The sequence below is a fragment of the Kribbella sp. NBC_01245 genome (assembly GCF_036226525.1).
In the GTDB taxonomy this organism is placed as follows: Bacteria; Actinomycetota; Actinomycetes; order Propionibacteriales; family Kribbellaceae; genus Kribbella.
In genome coordinates, this window is sequence record NZ_CP108487.1 from 4,723,890 (window position 1) to 4,745,086 (window position 21,197).

19 protein-coding genes and 1 pseudogene are annotated in these 21,197 nt (G+C 68.0%); 11 read left to right on the forward strand and 9 right to left on the reverse strand.

All coding sequences use genetic code 11. The features are described 5' to 3' along the window. Positions 1–3 precede the first annotated feature (3 nt). Entirely contained in the window at positions 4–3,036 is a 3,033-nt protein-coding gene (locus OG394_RS21150) for an alpha-mannosidase (RefSeq protein ID WP_328988737.1), read from the forward strand. A 49-nt stretch (positions 3,037–3,085) separates the two neighbouring features. Here the strand turns inward: OG394_RS21150 and OG394_RS21155 are convergent, their stop codons facing one another. Continuing rightward, positions 3,086–3,217: a hypothetical protein gene (locus OG394_RS21155; protein ID WP_328988738.1), complete on the reverse strand. Its 132-nt coding sequence runs from the start codon at positions 3,215–3,217 to the stop codon at positions 3,086–3,088. Between the two features lie 14 nt (positions 3,218–3,231). Here OG394_RS21155 and OG394_RS21160 point away from each other — a divergent pair. Continuing rightward, a pseudogene (locus OG394_RS21160) lies at positions 3,232–3,417 on the forward strand (helix-turn-helix domain-containing protein); the annotation flags it as partial. On the opposite strand, the gene OG394_RS21165 reads toward OG394_RS21160, so the two are convergent. Next, positions 3,378–3,803 carry a DUF5709 domain-containing protein gene (locus OG394_RS21165; RefSeq protein ID WP_328988739.1) on the reverse strand — a complete coding sequence of 142 codons (426 nt, stop codon included), beginning with the start codon at positions 3,801–3,803 and terminating at the stop codon, positions 3,378–3,380. The pseudogene OG394_RS21160 and the gene OG394_RS21165 overlap by 40 nt on opposite strands. Before the next feature lie 57 nt (positions 3,804–3,860). Between OG394_RS21165 and OG394_RS21170 the strand changes: the two genes are divergently transcribed. Genes OG394_RS21170 through OG394_RS21180 form a run of 3 tightly spaced genes read left to right on the forward strand, consistent with a single transcriptional unit; the run spans position 3,861 to position 6,543 of the window. Continuing rightward, on the forward strand, positions 3,861–5,174 hold the full coding sequence (locus OG394_RS21170) for a cytochrome P450 (RefSeq protein WP_328988740.1): 1,314 nt from the start codon (positions 3,861–3,863) through the stop codon (positions 5,172–5,174). 10 nt (positions 5,175–5,184) lie between these two features. Then, positions 5,185–6,339 (forward strand): FUSC family protein, encoded by a 1,155-nt coding sequence (locus OG394_RS21175; protein WP_328988741.1) that lies wholly within the window; start codon positions 5,185–5,187, stop codon positions 6,337–6,339. A 57-nt stretch (positions 6,340–6,396) separates the two neighbouring features. After that, a complete protein-coding gene (locus OG394_RS21180) occupies positions 6,397–6,543 on the forward strand; it encodes a hypothetical protein (RefSeq protein ID WP_328988742.1) in 147 nt (48 codons plus the stop codon). 185 nt (positions 6,544–6,728) lie between these two features. On the opposite strand, the gene OG394_RS21185 is transcribed toward OG394_RS21180, so the two are convergent. The 4 genes from OG394_RS21185 to OG394_RS21200 all read right to left on the reverse strand — a co-directional run bounded on the left by OG394_RS21185 (position 6,729) and on the right by OG394_RS21200 (position 12,406). Further along, the gene (locus OG394_RS21185) at positions 6,729–7,175 is read right to left on the reverse strand and encodes an OsmC family protein (protein ID WP_328988743.1); all 447 of its coding nucleotides are present in this window, start codon (positions 7,173–7,175) and stop codon (positions 6,729–6,731) included. A gap of 8 nt (positions 7,176–7,183) precedes the next feature. Then, on the reverse strand, positions 7,184–8,323 hold the full coding sequence (locus OG394_RS21190) for a phosphatidylinositol-specific phospholipase C1-like protein (RefSeq protein WP_328988744.1): 1,140 nt from the start codon (positions 8,321–8,323) through the stop codon (positions 7,184–7,186). 88 nt (positions 8,324–8,411) lie between these two features. Further along, positions 8,412–9,617 (reverse strand): RNA-guided endonuclease InsQ/TnpB family protein, encoded by a 1,206-nt coding sequence (locus OG394_RS21195; protein WP_328988745.1) that lies wholly within the window; start codon positions 9,615–9,617, stop codon positions 8,412–8,414. 23 nt (positions 9,618–9,640) lie between these two features. Next, entirely contained in the window at positions 9,641–12,406 is a 2,766-nt protein-coding gene (locus OG394_RS21200; RefSeq protein WP_328988746.1) for a helix-turn-helix transcriptional regulator, read from the reverse strand. A 117-nt stretch (positions 12,407–12,523) separates the two neighbouring features. On the opposite strand from OG394_RS21200, the gene OG394_RS21205 reads away from it, so the two are divergent. Genes OG394_RS21205 through OG394_RS21220 form a run of 4 tightly spaced genes read left to right on the forward strand, consistent with a single transcriptional unit; the run spans position 12,524 to position 15,457 of the window. Next, positions 12,524–13,141 (forward strand): hypothetical protein, encoded by a 618-nt coding sequence (locus OG394_RS21205; RefSeq protein WP_328988747.1) that lies wholly within the window; start codon positions 12,524–12,526, stop codon positions 13,139–13,141. Next, the gene (locus OG394_RS21210) at positions 13,141–13,590 is read left to right on the forward strand and encodes an SgcJ/EcaC family oxidoreductase (RefSeq protein WP_328988748.1); all 450 of its coding nucleotides are present in this window, start codon (positions 13,141–13,143) and stop codon (positions 13,588–13,590) included. Before OG394_RS21205 ends, OG394_RS21210 begins: the two co-directional genes overlap by 1 nt. Beyond that, positions 13,587–14,783 (forward strand): FAD-dependent oxidoreductase, encoded by a 1,197-nt coding sequence (locus tag OG394_RS21215; protein ID WP_328988749.1) that lies wholly within the window; start codon positions 13,587–13,589, stop codon positions 14,781–14,783. Before OG394_RS21210 ends, OG394_RS21215 begins: the two co-directional genes overlap by 4 nt. Positions 14,784–14,818: 35 nt before the next feature. After that, entirely contained in the window at positions 14,819–15,457 is a 639-nt protein-coding gene (locus OG394_RS21220) for a TetR/AcrR family transcriptional regulator (protein ID WP_328988750.1), read from the forward strand. A 2-nt stretch (positions 15,458–15,459) separates the two neighbouring features. Here OG394_RS21220 and OG394_RS21225 read toward each other — a convergent pair whose 3' ends face one another. Together OG394_RS21225 and OG394_RS21230 are read right to left on the reverse strand one after the other, a co-directional pair. Then, on the reverse strand, positions 15,460–15,846 hold the full coding sequence (locus OG394_RS21225) for a hypothetical protein (RefSeq protein WP_328988751.1): 387 nt from the start codon (positions 15,844–15,846) through the stop codon (positions 15,460–15,462). A 134-nt stretch (positions 15,847–15,980) separates the two neighbouring features. Continuing rightward, a complete protein-coding gene (locus OG394_RS21230; RefSeq protein ID WP_328988752.1) occupies positions 15,981–17,906 on the reverse strand; it encodes a DUF5107 domain-containing protein in 1,926 nt (641 codons plus the stop codon). Positions 17,907–18,069: 163 nt separating this feature from the next. Here OG394_RS21230 and OG394_RS21235 point away from each other — a divergent pair, with 163 nt between their 5' ends. Beyond that, the gene (locus tag OG394_RS21235; RefSeq protein ID WP_328988753.1) at positions 18,070–18,843 is read left to right on the forward strand and encodes a hypothetical protein; all 774 of its coding nucleotides are present in this window, start codon (positions 18,070–18,072) and stop codon (positions 18,841–18,843) included. Here OG394_RS21235 and OG394_RS21240 read toward each other — a convergent pair. Beyond that, complete coding sequence (locus OG394_RS21240; RefSeq protein WP_328988754.1) at positions 18,822–19,454, reverse strand: TetR/AcrR family transcriptional regulator; 633 nt, start codon at positions 19,452–19,454, stop codon at positions 18,822–18,824. The genes OG394_RS21235 and OG394_RS21240 overlap by 22 nt on opposite strands. A gap of 51 nt (positions 19,455–19,505) precedes the next feature. Between OG394_RS21240 and OG394_RS21245 the strand changes: the two genes are divergently transcribed. Continuing rightward, complete coding sequence (locus OG394_RS21245) at positions 19,506–21,197, forward strand: FAD-binding dehydrogenase (protein WP_328988755.1); 1,692 nt, start codon at positions 19,506–19,508, stop codon at positions 21,195–21,197.

Sequence of the window (21,197 nt, forward strand, 5' to 3'; positions counted from 1 at the left end):
TTCGTGCACGACGACCGATCACTCATCGAGGAGCGGCTCAAGCGCGCCCTGAAGGAGCGCATCCGCCCCGCGATCTACGGCGCCGCCGTACCGCTCGACATCAAGGTCTGGCACGCGCCGGGTGAGCCCGTGCCGCCCGCCGAGGCCCTCGCCGCCGACTACGAACCGGCTGCGATCGGTACGCCGTGGGGCCCTGCCTGGGGTACCGCCTGGTTCCACTTCAGCGGGCAGGTCCCGGCGGACTGGGCCGGCCAGGAGATCGAGGCGGTCATCGACCTCGGCTTCAGCGGCGGACCGGGCTTCTCCGCGGAAGGTCTCGTGCACACCACCGCCGGCGTACCGCTGAAGGGGCTGCACCCGCGCCAGACGTACGCCCCGCTCTCGATCCTCGGGCCCGACGGCGATCCGGCCGCGCCGGGTGACTCGGTCGAGTTCTACGTCGAGGCCGCCGCGAACCCCGAGGTGCTCGGCTGGAACGCGTTCGCCCCGATCGAGGACCTCGGCAGCAAGCCGAAGCCGGGCGGTAAGCCCATCTACGAGCTGCGCCGGGCCGATCTGGCCATCTTCCACGCGCAGGTCTGGGATCTCGTCCTCGACCTGGTGGCGCTGGACGGCCTGCAGAAGGAACTGCCGGAGAGCGAGCCGCGTCGTCGGGAGATCCTCCGGGCGATCAGCCGTTCGCTCGACGTCCTCGACTACGAGAACGTCGCGGGAACCGCCGAGGACGCCCGCGCGGAGCTCACCGACGTACTGAGCCGTCCGGCCCATGCGAGCGCCCACCAGCTCTCGGCCGTCGGACACGCGCACATCGACTCCGCCTGGCTCTGGCCGCTGCGGGAGACCAAGCGCAAGGTGGCCCGTACGGTCTCGAACGTCGCCACGCTGGCGCAGGAGTACCCGGAGCTGGTCTTCGCGTTCTCCCAGGCTCAGCAGCACGCGTGGGTGAAGGAGAACTACCCGGAGGTCTGGGAGCGGCTCAAGAAGGCCGTGGCCGACGGCACGATCGTCCCGGTCGGCGGTATGTGGGTCGAGTCCGACACCAACCTGCCGGGCGGTGAAGCGCTCGCGCGGCAGTTCATCCACGGCAAGCGGTTCTTCCTGGACGAGTACGGCATCGACACCCAAGAGGTCTGGCTGCCGGACTCCTTCGGCTACACGGCCGCATTGCCGCAGCTGGTGAAGTTGTCCGGCTCCAAGTGGTTCCTGACCCAGAAGATCTCCTGGAACAAGGAGAACCGTTTCCCCCACCACACGTTCTGGTGGGAGGGTCTGGACGGCACCCGCGTCTTCACGCACTTCCCGCCGATCGACACGTACAACTCGGACCTGTCCGGCCGGGAGCTCGCCCACGCCCAGCGCAACTTCGCCGAGAACGGTTCGGCCACGCGATCTCTGGTGCCCTTCGGGTACGGCGATGGCGGCGGCGGCCCCACCCGTGAGTTCGTCGCGACGGCTCGTCGGGTGGCCAACCTGGAGTCAAGCCCGAAGGTGACGATCGAGTCGCCCACGGAGTTCTTCAGCGCGGCAGAGGCCGAGTACCCGAATGCGCCCGTGTGGTCCGGCGAGCTCTACCTGGAGATCCACCGGGCGACGTACACGTCTCAGGCCAAGACCAAGCAGGGCAACCGTCGTAGCGAGCACCTGCTGCGCGAGGCCGAGCTATGGGCCGCAAGCGCGGTAGTGGCCGGCAAGCTCGACAGCTATCCGTATGAGGAGTTCGACCGGCTCTGGAAGGTCGTACTGCTCAACCAGTTCCACGACATCCTGCCGGGTAGCTCGATCTCCTGGGTGCACCGCGAGGCCGAGGCGACGTACGCCAAGGTCGCCGAGGAGCTCGAGTCGATCATCGGCAACTCTTTGAAGGCGCTGGCAGGTGTTGGGTTCGAGCCGGTCGTGTTCAACGCGGCGCCGCATAGCCGTGGTGGTGTGGCTGCCCTTGGTGCCGGTCCCCGGATTAGCGATGACGCGCCCGTCACGATCGAGGGTGGTGTCCTCGACAACGGCGTGATCCGCGTGACTGTGGACGAGCGTGGTCTGATCACTTCGGTGTACGACATCGCGGCCGAGCGTGAGGTCGTTGCCCCGGGCAACGTGGCGAACCTGCTGCAGATCCACGTGGACACGCCGAACCAGTGGGATGCGTGGGACGTCGACTCGTTCTACAAGAACAACGTCCGCGACATCACCGAGGTCGACTCGGTCGAGTTCAGCGGACCGGACGAGGATGGCGACGGCGCGGCCTCGGTCGTGGTGAAGCGCTCGTTCAACCGGTCCAGCATCACCCAGACGCTGCGGTTGCGCCCGGGCACGAAGCGGGTCGACATCGAGACCTCGGTCGACTGGCACGAGTCGGAGAAGTTCCTCAAGGCGGCCTTCCCGGTGGACATCCACGCGGATCGCTCGGCCTCGGAGACGCAGTTCGGGCACATCTTCCGCCCGACCCACCAGAACACCTCGTGGGACGCGGCCAAGTTCGAGATCGCGGCGCATCGCTGGGTGCACGTGGGCGAGCCCGGGTACGGCGTTGCCGTGGTGAACGACTCGACGTACGGGCACGACATCACTCGCACGGCCCGCGAGGACGGTGGTACGACGACCAACATCCGGCTGTCGGTCATTCGCGCGCCGCGGTTCCCCGACCCGCAGACCGACCAGGGTGTGCACGTCATCAACTACGCGTTGGTGGTGGGTGCGGGGATTCCGGAGGCCGTCGAAGAGGGTTACCGGATCAACCTGCCGGAACGTGTCGTCAGCGGTGCGGCCGCGCCTGCGCCGATCGTTGCCGTTGACAATGGAAACGTCATCGTCGAGGCGGTCAAGCTGGCCGACGACCAGTCCGGCGACGTGGTCGTCCGGCTGTACGAGTCCAGCGGTGGTCGCTCCCGGGCGACGCTGACCGCCGGATTCGCCGCCGCCTCGGTGACCGAGGTGGACCTGCTGGAGCGCCCACTCGCCGACCGCGAACTGGTCGACGGCGGCGTCTCCTTCGAGCTCCGCCCGTTCCAGATCCTGACGTTCCGCTTCAAGCGCGCGTAGTCCCCTTTATCCCGCGAGTGGTCGCGTATGACCACTCGCGGGAAAGGGGTTAGGCGAGTGAGTTCCGGCGTACGTCGGTGAAGGTGGTGTCGTCGTACTCGGGCTGGCCGTCGGACCGCATCCGGACGAGAGCGAGCCCGGTACGGATCCACGCATCGCCGCCCGCCGCAAACTCCGGCACCGACGTACCTCGACACAGGACGGAGCCGGCGTCGTACGGCGGCCGCGCTGCACGTCCACGCGAACACCGTCGACTACCGGCTCCGGCAGGTCGGGCGGCTGACGGGGTTGGACCCGGCCCAGCCTGACCAACTCCCGCGGCTCATCGCGGCAATGGCGGGTCAGTCCTCGTACAGATCGTCTTCCTCGTCCACGACGTGAACCGCGGCCTCTTCCGCGCTGGCGCCCGCGCCGTCGATACCGACGTCCTCGGCGACCAGGTCACTGTCCTCGTCGGACGACAAGCCTTCGTCGGGCGCGACCAGCCGGCCGGAACGCACACCGCCGACCTCGGGACCGCCGACGTTCTCGGTGTCCTCCTCGGCGTACGGGTCGAGCTCGGGCTCTTCCTGGGCAAGCCGCTGGTCGAGCGTTTCCCCTTCCAGCGCCTCTTCCGCGGTGTTGCCGAACCCTTCGGCCGGTGACCACTTCTCGGCCGGGGAATAGCCCTCGTCCAGCACGTCGGCCACCCCGCGGTCGTCCAAGGTGTCCTCGGGCTGCAGCTGGTTCTCGTCGTCGACGCTGTACTCGCCGTTGTTCTCCGTCATACCTCCACCTTGTCCATCCGGGTCGCCGTACGCAAGCGTCCCGCCTACCGTGGAGTGGTGACGACGCCTCTGCTCGACACTCGCACGCTCGATCGGGAAACGGCCCGCGCACTGCCGCCGGGTCCACGGCTGCCGATGATGGTGCAGACGGTCATGTTCGCCAGACACCGGGCCTGGTATTTGCCCGCGGTGCGGCGGCGATACGGCGACGTGGCAACGATCCGGATCGTGCCGCGCGGCCGGGTCTGTGTCGTCCTCAGCGATCCGGTCCATATCCGCGAGTTGTTCGCCCAGCCGATCACCACCGCACATACCGGCGAGGGCAATGTGGTGTTGCGGCCGATCATGGGCGACAACTCGCTGCTGCTGCTCGACGAAGACGCCCACCTGCGCATGCGCAAACAGCTGATGCCCGCGTTCCACGGCCACGCGCTGCGCGGTTATCGCGAGCTGATCGCCCGTCTCGCGGTGGCCGAGGTCGAGAGTTGGCCGGCGAATCAGCCGTTCCGCGTGCACGACCGGATGCGCGCGCTCACGCTCGAGATCATCCTGCAGGTGGTGTTCGGGATGACCGACGGCGATCGGCTGGATCGGCTCCGGCCGCTGCTCGATCGGGTCGTCTCGGTTGATCCCGTCATCATGCTGGGCGGGTTCTATCCGCGACTGCTGAAGTATCCGCCCTGGCGGCACTACGTCGGCGCGCAACGCGAGGCGGACGCGACCCTGTACGACGAAATCGCGGCGAGACGGGTGAGCCCGGATCTGGCCGGGCGTACCGACGTACTGTCCAGGCTTTTGCAGAACGGCGAGTGGTCGGACGTCGAGCTGCGGGATCAACTCGTCACGTTGCTCCTGGCCGGGCATGAGACGACGGCGACGTCCTTGGCCTGGGCGTTCCACGATCTGGCCAGGATGCCGGACGTGATGCGGAAGGCGCAGGATGGTGACGACGAGTATCTGGAGGCGGTGACGAAGGAGTCGCTGCGGCGGCATCCGGTGATCTACCAGGTGAGCCGGCGGCTGGCGGAGGCGACGTCGGTCGGTGGATACGAGTTGCCGAGAGGTACGACGGTGATGGCGGGCATCGGGTTGGTCCACAGCGATCCGGCGCACTACCCCGAGCCGGACGAGTTCCGCCCGGAGCGCTTCCTCGGCGACAACCCGGCCGCCCCCTGGATCCCTTTCGGCGGCGGCGTACGACGCTGCCTCGGCGCCGGCTTCTCCCTGCTCGAATCCACCGAAATCCTCCGAGCCACCCTCACCCGCCATGATCTCCGCGCCCCCAACCCCACCCCCGAACCCCCCAAACCCCGCAACGTGACCCTTACTCCCGCCCACGGCTGCACCCTCACCGCCAGTCGGCGTAGTTGATGATGTAGGCGTGGATCCGGTTCGGTTGACGTTGGAGCAGTTGCGGGAGCTTCGGGATGACGTGGCGCCGTTGGCTGCTCGGCGGTCTCGGGCGTCGATTCGGCGGCGGGTCACCCGGCTGAAGGACCGCGCGTTCTTCGTCGCGCAGTGCGCCCTGGCCGCGGGCGTCGCGTGGGGTCTGGCGCGGTACGTCCTCGGCCATGAGATGCCGTTCTTCGCGCCTGTCGCCGCCATGGTCTGCCTCGGCTTCAGCTTCGGCCAGCGCCTCCGCCGAGTCGCCGAGGTCATGGTCGGGGTGGCCGTCGGAGTAGGCGTGGGCGACCTGTTCGTCCACTTCTTCGGCACGGGCGTCTGGCAGATCATCTTCGTGGTCGCACTGGCCATGAGCCTCGCCGTACTCCTCGGTGCTGGCGGTCTGATGGTCACCCAAGCGGGCATCCAGGCCGCCATGGTCACCACGCTTCTCCCCGACCCCGGTGCCGGCTTCAGCCGCTGGTTGGACGCCGCCCTCGGCGGCGCCGTCGCCCTGGCTGCCGCCACGATCGCGCCGGTAGCACCCATCCGCCGTCCCCGCCAACAGGCGACCGAGGTCCTCAACGAACTCGCCTCCATCCTGCTGGAAACCGCCGACAGCCTCGCGGCCCACGACGGGGACGCGGCCAAAGACGCTCTGCGCCGGGCGCGAGCCAGCGAATCCCTGCTCGACGATCTCCGCAGCGCGGCGGCGGAGGGGGTCGCTGTCGTCCGGATGTCGCCGTTCCGGCGTAGGCATAAGGGGCGGGTCCAGCAGATCGCCGACCTGGTCATCCCGCTCGACCGGGCGATTCGCAATGTCCGGGTGCTGGTCCGCCGGGCGGCCGTGTCGATTTGGCGGGACGAACGGATGCCCGCGGAGTACCCGGCCCTGCTGGAGCGCCTCGCCGACGGCACCCGGCTGATCGCGGAATCCCTGTTCGAGCCGAACGCCCGCGTCGCCGCCCACCGCATCCTCGGCGAGCTCGGCCGCCGTACCGCCGAGATGCCCACGCCGAACTCGCTCTCGGCCGTCGTCGTCCTCGGCCAGATCCGCTCGACCATCGTCGACCTGGTCGAACTCACCGGCGCCACCTACGACGAGGCGCGGGCGCTCGTCCCGCTCCGGCCGGACGGTCTCGACGAGACGTGACCTAGGTCACATTCAAAACCCGCGTCATAGAACCCTAGGTCCAGCCGTCTCTTGGGCATGACGATCCACCGACTGATGACGGCCATCGCGACGGAACCGGTGCAACTGCCCCGGGCCGAAGACGATGCCGCCAGCAACGAATCGCAGCCCGAGCCGGCCCATGCCGGCTGCCCAGACGACCGGCCCAACGTCGCCGCCGAATGACGCGGTAACCGGTCCCGACGAACAGGCGGCGCACCGGCCGGTCTTTCCCACCGAGTCAGACCGTACGGGAGTCGCACGTCGCTAGAGGCGCCCCTGTTGCGCGCGCCGTCTGTTCGTCGCCAGTAGGCCGGCTGGTCATCCGGAGCTCATGCGCGAGGCTCTGGGTGACCAGCCGTTCTCATTTGTCAGTAGCCCGCGACCGTCACCTCGGTCAGCACGGAGTTCGCGATGAAGCACTCCTCGTGCGACCGGTGATGCATCCGCCCCAGCGCCTCCGCGTCCGGCGTCTCGCCCGCGAACACGATCTCCGGGTTGAGCACCACCTTCGTGATGGCGAGCTTGCCCTTCTCGTTCTTCTCCATCTGACCGACCGCGTGATCGGCGTACGAGTCGACCACCAGCCGCTTCTTCGCCGCGATCGAGAGGAACGTCAGCATGTGGCAAGACGACAACGCCGCCACGAACGCCTCTTCCGGATCGACCAGAGCCTCACTACCGAGGTACGCCGGATTGGCCGAGCCGGCCACGGTGACACCGCCATCGAAGCGCCACTCGTGATCCCGGCTGTAGGTCTGATAGGTGAACTCATGCTCACCACGGGCCCACACCACGTCCACCACATGCTCCGACACGACGCCTCCTACCGTTGTAGCGAGTGGTCGCGGCAGCGGGCCGCCGCCGCGACAGGATTGCATCGTACGGCGACCGCGCCGGGCAGTTGCGCCACGAAGTCGCTGTCGTAGCGCGCGGCCATCCCGACCACCGGGAAGTCGGTCGTCACCACCTGCGCGCCGCTGCCGAGCGCGATGCCGACACGGCTGAAGTCCTTAGTCAGGATCGTGCTCATGGGCTCGTCTGAGCGGGTCCGGACCAGGTAGCCCTTGCGCACCAGCCGCTGGATCTCGGTCGCGTTGGCGCCGCGCGGATCGTTCACCATCGTGACGGCCGCATCCGGCTGCCCCTCGGGACCGCGCGTGAAGACCGCCCGGCCCTCCAGATTGGGCCGATCGGCACGGTAGGCGTCCCGGATCGCACCAGGCCCGCCGTTGTCGAAGAAGAACATCACCTTGCCGCGAATGTCGTCGACCTTCGGCCAGCCCTTGGTCAGCACCGACTGCTCCAACGTCAGCCCGGGACGTCGTACGTCGTCCGGCGTGAGCAGGTCGCCGGGCCCGAAGACCGACCGGATCTCGGTGTCGATGCCGTTGAGCTGGGTCGCGTCCCAAGGCGGGCTCTGCGCACCACCGGCCGCGACGATGCGCGGGTCGGACTGCTTCAGCTCGAGCTGGATCACGATCGGCGTGTGCCGGGGGTTCGCGTCCGACCAGGTCTTCACTTGCTGGAGGCAACGAACGAAGGACCGGCAGGTGGTGTTGTAGTCGAAGTCCGCGATGTGCATGACCTTGATCCCGGGCTTGGCCAGCTCGGGATCGGTCAGCGCGGGCAGTCCGGCAAGGCGGCGCAGCAGCGGGTTGGCGTAGAGGCCGCCGGCCGGATCCGGGAACAAGTCGAGCTCCAGCGCGCGAATGTTCTGCGCACCGAGCTGGTCGGGCAGCGAGGCGTGCGAATACCAGATGTTGCCGGCATTCGGATCCTGGCTGAGCTGGATCTTCTTCTCCGCGTCGGAAAGCTCGCGGTGGTAGGCGTTGTGCGCACCGATGAACTGGGTCTGGTTCAGGTGCACACCGCCCGCCGTGCGATCCGCGCTGGGCCAGGCGACACCGGTCAGCGCTACCGCGACCGACACCGCTCCGGCGACCAGAGAACGACGAGACAGCATTTTGGCTCCTATCTCCTGCTTGGGCGGGTTTCAGAAGATCGCACCTCGTTGACGTCCTCCCCTGCCTGAGGGTGGGGGAATCATCCCACTACGCGGAGGTAGCGAGATGTGGTTCACGCTTCAACGGCACAGACCTCGTGCCTCGGCGTGCAGTCACGGCCCGTCCGGCCGCGATGTTCCTAGCTGCATTCACATCAGCATGCGCGGTATGCCCGCAGACAACGCATCGGAACACCGCTTGGCTCTCGCGGTTCTCCGACGCGCAATGCCCGCACTCCGCGCACGTCTGACTCGTATACGCCGGGTTGACCCGCTCGACCCGACCCGGCGCTTTCTGCTCCAACCGAGTGACAAGCAGTCCCCACCCCTGAGCGAGGATGCCCCGGTTCAGCCCGGCCTTGGCCCGGACGTTGCGGCCCGGCTGCTCGACGGTGCCGCTAACCGAGCGGGTCATGTTGCGGATCTTGAGGTCCTCGACCCTGATCAGGTCAAACCAGCGGACGAGGTGGGTGGAGGTCTTCTCGACCCAATCCTTGCGCCGGTCGGCTTCGCGCGCCCGCAGCCGAGCGATGGCTGTCTTGATCCGGGTGCGCCGGTTCGACCCGCGCAGGCACCGCCCGAGTTGCCGTTGCAGCCGCTTCAGCCGCGCCTGCTCGCTGGCGCGCAGCCCGGGACACGCGAGCAGCTCACCGGTGGACAGTACCGCCGACACGGCAACACCCCGGTCCACCCCGACGACCTCACCGGTCCCGGGTGCCGGGATCGGGTCGGGGATGGCGGCGAAGGCGATGTGCCAACGCCCCGTCGAGTCCCGGGTGATCCGGTACGACTTGGCGTCGGGTATCTTGCGCGACCAGCGGAACTTGATCCAGCCGGTTTTCGGCACCAGCACCCGGCCCCACTTACGGTTCAACCGTTCCAACCGCTGGGCCTGCGACCCGACGATGCGGAATCCCTCATGTTGGCCGGCCCTGCGCCAGGTCGGCTTGTGGTGGGTGCCGCCCCAATAGGTTCGCCACGCCTGGTCCAGGTCGCGCAGCGCTTGCTGCTGCACCATCTGCGACCCCGCCGCCAACCACGGCTCCGCCGCCCTCGCCTCGGTCAGTTGCGCCGCCTGGGCCACATACCCTGGTGTGGGTGGCCGTCCCGGTCGCCACATCAACCGTTGTTCCAGTCCCAAATTCCACACATACCGGGCATGGCCGCAGTGCCCCAGCAGCGCAGTCTCCTGCGCCGGGGTCGGGACAAGCCGGTACCTGGACACTCCACCAATGGTGGCGGCTACCACCGACACTTTCCCGAAGGGAGAGACCGGCGTCAGTCGAAGAGGTGGAGGCGATGGGCGGTGGCGGCGGCCTCACCACGGCTGGCGACACCGAACTTTGCGAGGATGTTCGACACGTGCACGCTGACGGTCTTGGCGCTGACGAAGAGCTCGTCGGCGATCTGCTTGTTCGACCGGCCGGCCGCGACCAGGCGCAGCACTTCGGTCTCGCGCTCCGTGAGGCCGGCTGTCCTCTCCTGTTGGGGCTCTGTGGTCGGCAGGGAGAGGTGGCCGCCGCGGGCGAGTGCTTCGGCCTGGCCGCGGAGCGGTTCGGCGCCGAGTTGGTCGCAGCGGGTCATTGCCGACCGCAACCAATCGGCGGCCGCCGTGCGATCACCGGTGGCCAGCGCCTCGGCCGCCGCGAGCACCTCCGCGTCCGCCGTACGTTGCTGGTGGCCGATCGACGCCCAGGCTGCTGCCACGGCGGGCCAGTTCGATCCGGACAGCTCGGCCGCGAAAAGCAGCTGGTACGCCGCGAGCGCGGGCGAGTCGGCCCGCAACGCCTTGGCCGTCTCCTCCAGCGCTTCTTGTTGTACGCCTGCCAACCGTTGGATCCGCGCTCCAGTGGCAACGAGGGCCCAGGCGTGCGGCGGCGTTCCGCGCTCGAGCGCGATCCCCAGCGCACCGGCGACCGTGGCGCGCGCCTCGTCGGGACGCCCTTCGGCAAGAGCCAACTCCGCCTGCTGCCGAACGGCCATCAGGCTCCCCGGCGAGAGATCCGAGGCACCGCCGCCAACCGAACGCGCGAGGGTCAGTTCTTCCCGCGCGGCGGCGAAATCCCCACGCCCGAAGGCGATCTCGGCTCGTACGGTGTGCAACGCGGCCGCGCTCATCCCCGGCGGATCGAGGGCAAGGCCGTCCGCTGCGGCCGCCAGCGCCTCATCCCAACGGCCTAGCGCGGTCAGGGCCGTCGCCAGGCAGGCCGCCAGCACTCCGCCGAATCCCCGGAGCAGTCCGGAGGCGCGCGCCGAGGCAAGACCGATCCGCGCGGCGGTCACCGCGTCGTCGTACCGGCCGGCCGCTTCGTACGCCGTGGCGAGGTTGAGGTCCACCCGGGCGAGCTGGCGCTGATCCCCATCGGCGCGCAGCCGGGCGACCTCCAGCGCGGCGAGCCCCTCGTCGTACGAGCCGAGCATGGTGAGCGCCCAACCACACGTCGTCCGGGCGGCGGCCTCGAGTGGGCGATCACCCAGCTGCGCGGCGATCTCGGCCGCTTCGGTCGCGGTCTCGATGGCGACCGTCGTCCGTCCGCGCAGGGTGAAAACACTGGCGAGCAGGTCTAGCACTCGGGCGCGGCCCAAGGTCGGTGCCTCAGGCAACAAGGCGAGCGCCTCCTCGGCCGCGACCAGAGCGCCATCGCGATCGAGGCTGTGCAGGGCCAGACCACGATGCCCGAACAACATCGCCAGCCGTTCGGGATCAGCAGTGTGATCGACGGCCCGATCGATCAGATCCAAGCTCTGCAAGGGATCCGCGGCCCAGCCGGCCGCTTCGATCGCCTGCTCGTACAACGCCAGCCGGTCCAGCCCTGCCGGGGTCACTTTGTCCCAAAGACTCAGGGCGCGGCCGAGTTGTTGCGCCTTCTCCGCGTACGCCGGGATGCGCCCGGCCTCGTCGGCGGCTTTGATTAGCGCGGGCAAGGCTTTGGCCGCGTTGCCCGACTCGTACCAGTGGTAGGCCAACTCGGCCGCATACCGCTCGGGCTCGGCCAAAGCCGGATCGGCCTCGAGCGCCTCGGCGCAGACCCGGTGCAGGGCCGTTCGCTCGGCGGGCAGCAGCTCGTCGAGAACCGCCTCGCGGACAAGCCCGTGCCGGAATGCGTATCCCGCGCCTTCCGGCAGCAGCACTCGCTGATCCGCCGCCTGCCGCAGCGCCTGGAACAACTCGGCCGCCGGTAGACCCGAGATCGCCGCCAGCAATGGATGCGAGATCGACCGCCCACCGACGGCAGCCCGCTGTACGACGTACCGCGTGGTCTCGTCGAGCTGGTCGATCCGCGCGCTCATGAGGTCCCGGAGGCTGTCGGGCAGGCCGCCGGCTGGTGTGAGGGCGAGTTCGGCCGCCATGAACGCGTTGCCGCCGGAACGCAGGTGCACTCGGTCGATCAGTTCGTCCGTGGCTCGCGGGCCGATCGTTGCTCGTACGAGTTCGGCGGTCTCGGCGCGGGTGAAGGGCGGCAGGTCGATCTTCGCGACCTCCGGGAGGCGGTGTAGCTCGGCGAGGAATGGGCGTAGCGGGTGGTTCCGGTCGAGCCCGTCGGCGCGATAGGCCGGAACGATCAGGACACGGGAGGCCTGGAGCGTACGAGCCAGGTAGCCGAGCAGCTCGCGGGTCGACGGGTCCGCCCAGTGCAGGTCGTCGATGAGCCAGACCAGCAGGCGTTCGCCGCCGAGGTGGCCCAGGAGCGCGCCGAACAACTCGAACATCCGGGCCCGGTCGAGGCCTTGCCCGTCGGCGTACTCCGGCAGTAGTTGATCCAGGTCGCGGAAAGCCTCGGGCAACGGGTGCAGCTGCCGCAAGGCCATGGTCACGGGCGCGAGGGGTAGGCCTTGGGTGCCGAGCTCGATGGCGGCCGTGCGCAGGATCCGGGCGTCGCCTTCACCGAGGCGGTCGGCGAAATGAGCCATCAGGGTCGACTTGCCGATGCCCGCGTCGGCACCGATGACGACCACCTGCGGCACCCCGGCGCCGGCCGTCTGTACGGCCTCGTCGAGCCGCGCCAACGCGTCCCGCCGCCCCACGAACCGCCGCTCGCCCATTGCGGCAGCCTACGTCTTTCGGGCGAGATCTGAGGAGGTACTTAGGACATCTGACCGAGGCGTCGGTCGGCACCTCAGGAACATTCTCGAAGTACTGAACGAACGAGAGGAACCGAGATGACCTACGCAACCTCCTCCGGCATCCGGGAGGCGCATGTGGTGGTGCCACGCCGGACCGATCTGGACACGGCGAGACTGAGTTTCGACAACGGCCTGGAAGGGTTGCACCTGGCCGGTGGCGACGAGCTGGACGGCATTCTCGAGGGCGAGTTCGCAGCCCCGTTGCCGGTGGTCTGGGCGAGCGAGCACAACGTGCATGTCGAGTACCCGCTCGGCGCGCGGTTGCTGCGACGCCCACGCGCCAACACCGTCCGGCTGGCTCGCGACCTGACCTGGTCGATCGACGTCCACGGCGGTGGCGCCCAACTCACGGCCGACCTAGCCGACCTGCGGTTGCAGTCGTTGTCGTTCCACTCCGGTCTAGCCCATGCGCACCTGAAGCTCGGGCCGACTCCCTGCGTCGTACGGCTTGGCTCGGTCAAAGACCTGCGGATCGAACGGCCCAGCGGCGTACCGGTGCGACTGCGCCTCGCCAAGGGCGCCACCAAGATCACCCTCGACGACAACCACTTAGGGGCCATCGGCAACGGTCTCGACCCCGGCACCGACGGCGGCTACGAAGTGCTCATCTCCGGCGGCGCCGACACCATCACGATCACTGAAGGAGCTTCATGATGAACACGGACGATAAAGAAGTACGCGAACTGTTCGCGCAGTTCCTGGCCGGCTGGAACGCGGGCGACGGCACCGCCTTCGCCGCGCCGTTCACCGACGACATCGACTTCATCGGTTTCGACGGCACCTCCTTCACGACCAAGGCGGAGCTGGCGTCCTTCCACCAGGAGCTGTTCGACAAGTTCCTGAAGGGCACGCGACTCGTCGGCGAGGTCAAGGTCCGCTTCCCGCATCCGGATCTCGCGGTGCTGGTCGGCCGAGGTGGCACGATCATGCGCGGCAAGACCAAACCCTCGCCCGTGCGCGACTCGATCCAGACGTTGACCGCGATCCGGACGCCGACGGGCTGGCGGCTGACCTCGTTCCAGAACACCCGGCTACGCCCGATGGGCAAGAACTTCCTGCGTTGGGTCATCACCGACCTGCTCTGGAAAGGAGCAAAGAAATGAAGGCACTCGTCATTGGCGCGGGTATTGCCGGACCGGTGATGGCGATGGCTCTGCAGCGGGCCGGCTGGCAGGCCGACGTGTTCGAGGCGTACGCCGGACCCGCCTACCACACCGGGCTGTTCCTGAACACTGCGTCGAATGGGCTCGAAGCGCTGAAGGCCCTCGACATCGACCTCGCCACTCTCGCGGACGGGCATCCGATGCCGAGGATGGTGATGGTCAACGGAAACGGCCGCCACCTCGGCACCGTCGCGAACGGCCTCCGCTTGGCCGACGGCACGGTGAGCGTCTGCCTCAAACGGAACGAGTTGCAGAAGGCGCTCCGCGACACGGCCGTTGCCCGCGGCATCGACGTCCACTACGGCAAGGCGCTCACGTCGTACGACGTTCTGCCGGGCGGTGTGCGGGCACGTTTCGCGGATGGCAGTGAGGCCACGGGAGACGTACTGATAGGGGCCGACGGCATCCATTCGCGAACGCGCGCGTTGCTCGACCCGAACGCGCCTGCTCCGGCGTACACCGGATTGGTCGGGCTCGGCGGTTACAGCCGGGTTGAAGGGCTGGCGCCGACGACCGATACCCAGCACTTCGTCTTCGGCAAGCGCGCGTTCTTCGGGTACCTGGTGCGCGAGGACGGCGAGATCTACTGGTTCGCCAACCTCGCGCATCCGGAGGCGACGACTGCCGAGCTGGCGGCCGTTCCCGCCGAGGCGTGGAAGCGCCGGGCGCTCGAGTTGTTCGCGGACGACCTGCCGCTGATCCGGCAGATCATCGAGAACACCACCGGCCGGATCGGCGCGCATCCGGTGCACGACATCCCGACCAGCCCGGTCTGGTCGAAGGGCCCGGTGGTGCTGATCGGCGATGCCGCGCACGCCACCTCGCCCAGTGCCGGTCAGGGCGCCTCGCTCGCCTTCGAAGACGCGATCGTGCTGGCCAAGTGCCTGCGCGATCTCCCCGACCCGGCGGCGGCCTTCGCGGCGTACGAGCGGTTGCGGCGGAAGCGGGTCGAGAAGGTGGTCGCGTATGCGCGGAAGCGCGGCAACAACAAGGTCGCCGGGCCGGTGGCGCGGGTGTTCCGCGATCTGATGATGCCGGTGGTGTTGCGGTTCGTCGCGAGTGAGAGGGCGCATGCCTGGATGTACGACCATCCCATTCGCTGGGACGAGAAGGTGGACGTGACCGGCGGGTGACAGCGTTGTCGGTCGATCGGGGGCACAATGGCGCTATGGCGTCCATCTCGCCGGGCGAGCCGCCCGTTCAACTCGAGTACTCGCTGCGCCGGGTGCCGACGCAGGACCGAGCCAGCGCGCAGGTCGAGCGCATCCTCGACGCGGCTTGTACCGAGGTGACCGAGCGCGGCTACGACACCGCCTCGACCAGCAGCATCGCCCGTCGCGCCGGGATCGCGGTCGGCTCCGTCTACCGGTACTTCCCGGACAAACGCGCGTTGATGCAGGCCGTCGAACGACGCAACCAGCGCCGGTACGCCGAGGCCGTCCGGGAGCGGATGACCTCGGTCACCGGCTGGCGCGAGGCGGTCGACGTCACGCTGGACACCTTCCGCGAGATGCACGGCACCGACCCGGGCTTCCGCGCGGTGGCGCTCAGCGGTCTGGGCGATCCCGATCTGGAGACGACGCCCGGCGAATTCGATGACGATCACGCGGCCGAGTTCGGCGACCTGCTGGTCAGCCGGTTCGGCGCCAAGGAGAGCCGCGAGTTCCGGCTGGCGGTGACGTTGTCGATCACCATGGGCGAGGCGGTCGCCCACCTGGCTGACCGCCTGCCCGCGGCCGACGCCAGTCACGTCCTGGTCACCGGCCGCGCCACCTTGCACCGACTACTCGAACCGCATTTGCCGTAGTACTACTGCGACTGCCTCACCTGGTCGGTCTTTCTCGGCCAGTAAGGAATCCGGCCGGTCATCTGACCCCGGCGCGGCTGACGGCAGTCGTAGCTGACGACCACTCGTTCACCTTTGGCGTACAGCTTGCCGGCGCTGACCGGAAACCTGCGAACGGCCTCGAACGGGCCTTCGCTGCCCCGGGTGTAGTACTGCGCCGTGACCTCGATGAACTCGGACGGTGCGCCACCGTCCGCTTGCCCCCGGAGTGGTCCCCGCACCCGGGTGACCACACCCACTGTCAACTCGGAGCCGGCCTTGCGCCTCGGTCGGCCCGCAACGACGTCGGCAATGATGCATGTCGTGATGACCAGCACCAAGCCGAACCCGACAATTACTGCGATCCACATGGCACTCACCCCCGACGCACCGCCGGTTTGCGGCGCTATCGTCGACTAAGGCTTACTCGTCCGGGAGGTCCCGCACAAGTGGTTTGACGCCACACGTACCAAGTCGGTTCCTGCAAGTAATGACAAATTCGATTTCAGTTCTCGAACATGCCGAAGTTGTACGCCGGTGGGACGGGTTCGTCGGTGCCGAGCGCCGTCTGCACGGAGCGCCAAATTTCGGCCAGCTGGTTTGCGCCTTCGCGTAGGCCGGGGAGCTCGATGCCCTGTGCCAGCAGGCTTTCCGCGCCCTTGGCATCGCCTCGCGCCAGCCTTTGCCGGGCCTCCGCCAACAGCACTCGCGGGTCCTGCCGGATATCCGCGGGCAACCGATCGAGCAAGGCGGCGGCTTCTTCCGACGTCCCGAGTACGTCGAGGGCCTCGATCGCCAGCGGGCGGTTGTCCGGCACCAGCTCGACGGCACGCAGGTACGCCGTGGTCGCGTCGTCCGTACGGCCTTCGCTCAAGTAGGCGACGGCCAGATTCCGCAAGGCCCAAGGCGACTCCGCGAGTTCCAGCGACTGCTGCCAGGCCTCGACCGCAGCGGTCTGCTTACCGTCGTACCAGCGGGCCACTCCGCGGTGGTACCAGACGAGCCAGTTGTCGGCCGCTTGCTCTAACCGAGAGGCCCAAGCCACCAGAGTTCCATCGGGCGCCTCAAGCGGATCCGTTTCCGGTAGACGCCCCTGCAACAGCGGGAGCCACGCTAGCTCTCTATCGGTCTGCGAGTCCTCCGCGAACGGCGTACCGGGTGAGACCTTCCAGTCGGTCCGGGCAATCTCCAGAGCTCCCCAACCCGATCCCGTGAACAACGCCTCGCCAGGTCGACCGTCAGCCACTGCGAGCCAACGGTCGTAGCGCTCGGCCAAGTCGGTTGCAGACAGCCGTAGCTCGCAGACCGCGTCCACGCCGGCAGTAGCGGCAGACCAGTCATCAGCGTGTACGACTTCGGGATCCACCTCTAGCCGCCCGTACGCCTCTAGCCAGGACCAACTGGTCTCGGCCGGTAGTGGCAGGTGTTCCATCTGCGTCCGCGCAAGGCCCGCCTGGATCTCCGCGTAGCCGTCGCCACCCATGCCCGGCGCGAGCCACTCCTGCCATCTGCGACCGCCTTCGCTCTCGCCCCAGACGAAGAGCTTCCGGCCGCGCAGGCGTTCCGTCGAGAGCTGGACGAGACCCGTGCCGCTGGCGTCGAGTGAGGCGATCCATGGGCGCTGCTCGGGCGGTAGCTCGAAGAAGAAGTCGACGGCCCGGCGGTGTTGCATGGGATACGTGAGGTCGAACCCGTCGTACTGAGGTACGTCGACCAGGTCCAACCGGCTGCCGTATCCGAACCGCCAGGCCTGATCCGCAGGCGCGACGACCCTGGTGCCGGGCGATTGCTCGACGGCGATGTTCGACCACCAGTAGACGGGTACGACCTGGTCCGACGGGTTCTGGATGCGTACGCCGACGTACAGCAGGTCTGACTCGTTCGGAAGCCAGAAGTCGAGCTGGACGACAAGACCGCGACTACGCTCCCACTCCCACAGGCGAAGCATGGGGCTGCCGTCCGGGCCTTCAACCTGTGCAGCGTGCATTGGGCTGCACGTCCCGGTCCAGTGGCCAGTACTACCCAGGTTCCACTCGACGCCTCCTGCGAACCAGGCGTTCCGTAGGGCCAGGTTGGCCGGCTGCAGTACGGGATTCCGGTAGAGGAGTTCCTGGTCGAACGTCTTGTCCACTAGCGAGTACAGCCGCCCACCGAGACCGGGGAGCACTGTGGCCCGCAGGAAGTCGTTCTCGAGGACTAGTGCGGGTAGCGCCTCTTCCACCCGGGTCCGGCCGTGGCCGTCCTGCTCGAGGCACGGCAAGACGCTGTGGAGGCGTCCGTACTGGACGTTGTCCCGGAGATCTTGGGGAAGCTCGTCAAGGTTCTCGACGTCGTGCAGCTCTTGCACGCTTCGCAACGGCGGCAGCGGGTTCTCCGGCCCGAGAGCGGCTACGGGCAGGACCAAGTCTTCGGGAAAGAGTCTCGTCGTCACACCAACCAGTCTGCGCCTTCGTCATAACTGTCCGCAATCCCGCCTTATGCGCAATATCGCTCAATCTATGGAGTTACCTGAACTCGTACAACCTCAACGCCTCTCCAGACGTCTTCTCATCACCGGGCCGACAATCGGCCCGGCCTCAGGGGGAGGACCCACAATGCACGCCAAGCTTCGCCGTCTCGCCATCTCACTCGCCGCCACCGCGGTCGCCACCACCGCCGCGGTCGCGGGCGCCTCCAGCGCGTCCGCCGCGGGCGATGCGCAGAGCTGCCTCAACGCGCTCACCGGCCCCGGCTCGACCACACCCACGTCGATCACCTACCCGGCGCAGCCCGCCCAGGTGAGCCTCTTCACCTCGCAGTACGCGGGGGATCTCTGCAAGCACCTGTCCGTGTCGATCGGCATCAGCCGCACGGACCTGACTGGTTTCAAGGCCGCCAACGCCAACGACACCCGCTGGTACGACGCGACCCGGCAGCGCTTCACCGCGGGATTCGTGCTGCCGCCGAACCAGCCCGGCACCTGGATGACCCGCCAGATCGCGGTCAAGGACCTGGCCGGCCGGACCGCCGTGAAGACGTTCACCGCAACGGATTCCCCGGCCAAGGTGACGATCAAGCGCGAGTCGTTCCTCACCGGCACGCCGACCGGCTCGGCCATCACGCACGAATACGTGACGGCCCGGCTGAAGGCGTGGAGCTCGGTCGGCACGATGGCGAATCTGGGCAACCAGAACGTTCTCGTCCAGGTCAAGGCGCCGGGCACTACGACGTACCAGACGATCGCTCAGCGCAAGACCGACCCGCAGTACGGCTCGATGGGCATCAGCGTGAACCTGAGCAACTACCCGAAGCACGATCTGCGGCTGGCCTTCGTCTCGCCGTTCCAGACCATCGCGTCCGACTTCACCTACTTGGGCAAAATCGCTTGAGGTGTTGAGGCCGCGCGCAGGATGAGCGGTAGGAAGACTTGTTCGAGCCGGCCCGCGGGGAGGCGGTCCGGCTCGACCAGGGATTGGGCCATGCCGCCTTCGCGAATGGCGACCACCAGCCGGGTCAGCAGGTCCAGATCGACCGATGGCGTCCGGCCCGCGTCGGCCAGCAGGCGTTGCAGCAACCCGCTCAGCTCGGCGCGTAATCGCTCGTCATGCGCGGTGAGGACCTCGGCGGCCTTGGCGTTGCGCGCGGCGTACAGGGTGAATTCCGCGGAGACCAGGTGCCAGAGCTGGTCCTGCTCGTCCAGCGACAGCTTCGCGACCAGACCGCCGAGCGGGTCGTCCGTGCCGGTCAGCTCGTCCACCGCGGCCGCCACTCGCTCGACGATGCGGCCGGTGCGCTGGTCGAAGAGCGCGAAGAACAACTCGTCCTTGCTGGCGAAATTCGAGTAGAAGGCGCCACGGGTGAAACCGGCCCGCTCACAGATCTCCTCGATCGTCGCGGCGTGAAACCCCTTTGCCGCGAACATCTGCAAAGCTGCGTCAAGTAAGCGCGCCAACGTCTCTGGGCGGCGCTTTGTCGGCCCCTTCGGCATTGCAGCTCCCATTGACAGACGCGACCAGCAGATCGAACATACAGGGACGAATCGGATACGTCGATGTATCCGATTGCGGCTGGGCTGCGACAGGGGTTGATGATGGACGCGGATGTAATCGTCGTCGGTGCGGGACTGGCCGGACTGGCCGCAACGGCAGAACTGGCCGACGCCGGCAAGAAGGTACTGCTGCTCGACCAGGAACCCGAGGCCTCCCTCGGCGGCCAGGCCTTCTGGTCCTTCGGCGGCCTGATGTTCGTCAATTCACCCGAGCAGCGCCGCATGGGGATCAAGGACTCGCGCGACCTCGCCATGCAGGACTGGCTGGGCTCGGCCGGGTTCGACCGGCTGGACGACCAGGACAAGTGGGCCCGCCAATGGGCCGAGGCGTACGTCGACTTCGCGGCCGGCGAGAAGCGTCCCTGGCTGCACGCCCAAGGGGTGCGGTTCTTCCCGATCGTCGGTTGGGCGGAGCGCGGCGGGTACGACGCGGCCGGGCACGGCAACTCCGTCCCCCGCTTCCACGTCACCTGGGGCACGGGCCCCGGCCTGGTGGCGCCGTTCGAGCGACGCGTGCGCGAGGCCGTCGAAAAAGGCTTGGTGCAGCTGCGTTTCCGTCATCGGGTGGACGAGCTGACCGTCAGTGGCGGTGTGGTCGACGGCGTCAGTGGCAAGATCCTCGAGCCCAGCTCCGTCGCGCGCGGGGTGTCGAGTTCGCGGGTCGAGGTGGAGGACTTCGAGCTCAAGGCGCAGGCCGTCATCGTCACGTCGGGCGGTATCGGCGGTAACCACGATCTCGTCCGGGCGAACTGGCCGGAGCGTCTCGGCAAGGCGCCCGAGCACATGATCTCCGGCGTACCGGCGCACGTCGACGGCCGCATGCTCGGCATCACCCAGACCGCCGGCGGCCGGGTGGTGAACGAGGACCGGATGTGGCACTACACCGAGGGCATCCACAACTGGGACCCGATCTGGCCGATGCACGGTATCCGCATCCTGCCCGGGCCGTCGTCACTCTGGTTCGATGCCACCGGCAAGCGCCTGCCGGTGCCGTTGTTCCCCGGCTTCGACACGCTCGGCACGTTGGCGCACATCATGAAGACCGGCCACGACTACAGCTGGTTCGTGCTGACGCAGAAGATCATCGAGAAGGAGTTCACGCTTTCCGGCCAGGAGCAGAACCCCGACCTCACCAACAAGGACATTCGCGGCGTGCTCGGCCGCGCCCGCGGTGGTGCGCCCGCCCCGGTGCAGGCGTTCATGGACAAGGGCGTGGACTTCATCATCCGCGACAACCTGGCCGACCTGGTCCGCGGCATGAACGAGCTGACCGGCACCTCGCTGATCGACCTGGCCGATCTCGAACGGCAGATCGTCGCGCGTGACCGGGAGATGGACAACACCTTCACCAAGGACGCGCAGATCACGGCGTTACGCGGCGCGCGGAACTATCGCGGCGACAAGCTGATCCGGGTCGCGAGCCCGCACAAGATCCTCGACCCGAAGGCCGGGCCGCTCATCGCGGTGAAGCTGAACATCCTCACCCGCAAGTCGCTCGGCGGTCTGCAGACCGACCTGGACTCGCGGGTGCTGCGCGCCGACGGCACTCCCCTGCCCGGGGTGTACGCCGCCGGCGAGGTCGCGGGCTTCGGCGGCGGCGGGATCCACGGTTATCGCTCCCTGGAGGGAACGTTCGTCGGTGGCTGCCTGTTCACCGGACGAACCGCGGGTCGCGCCGCCGCCAAAGCCGTCTAG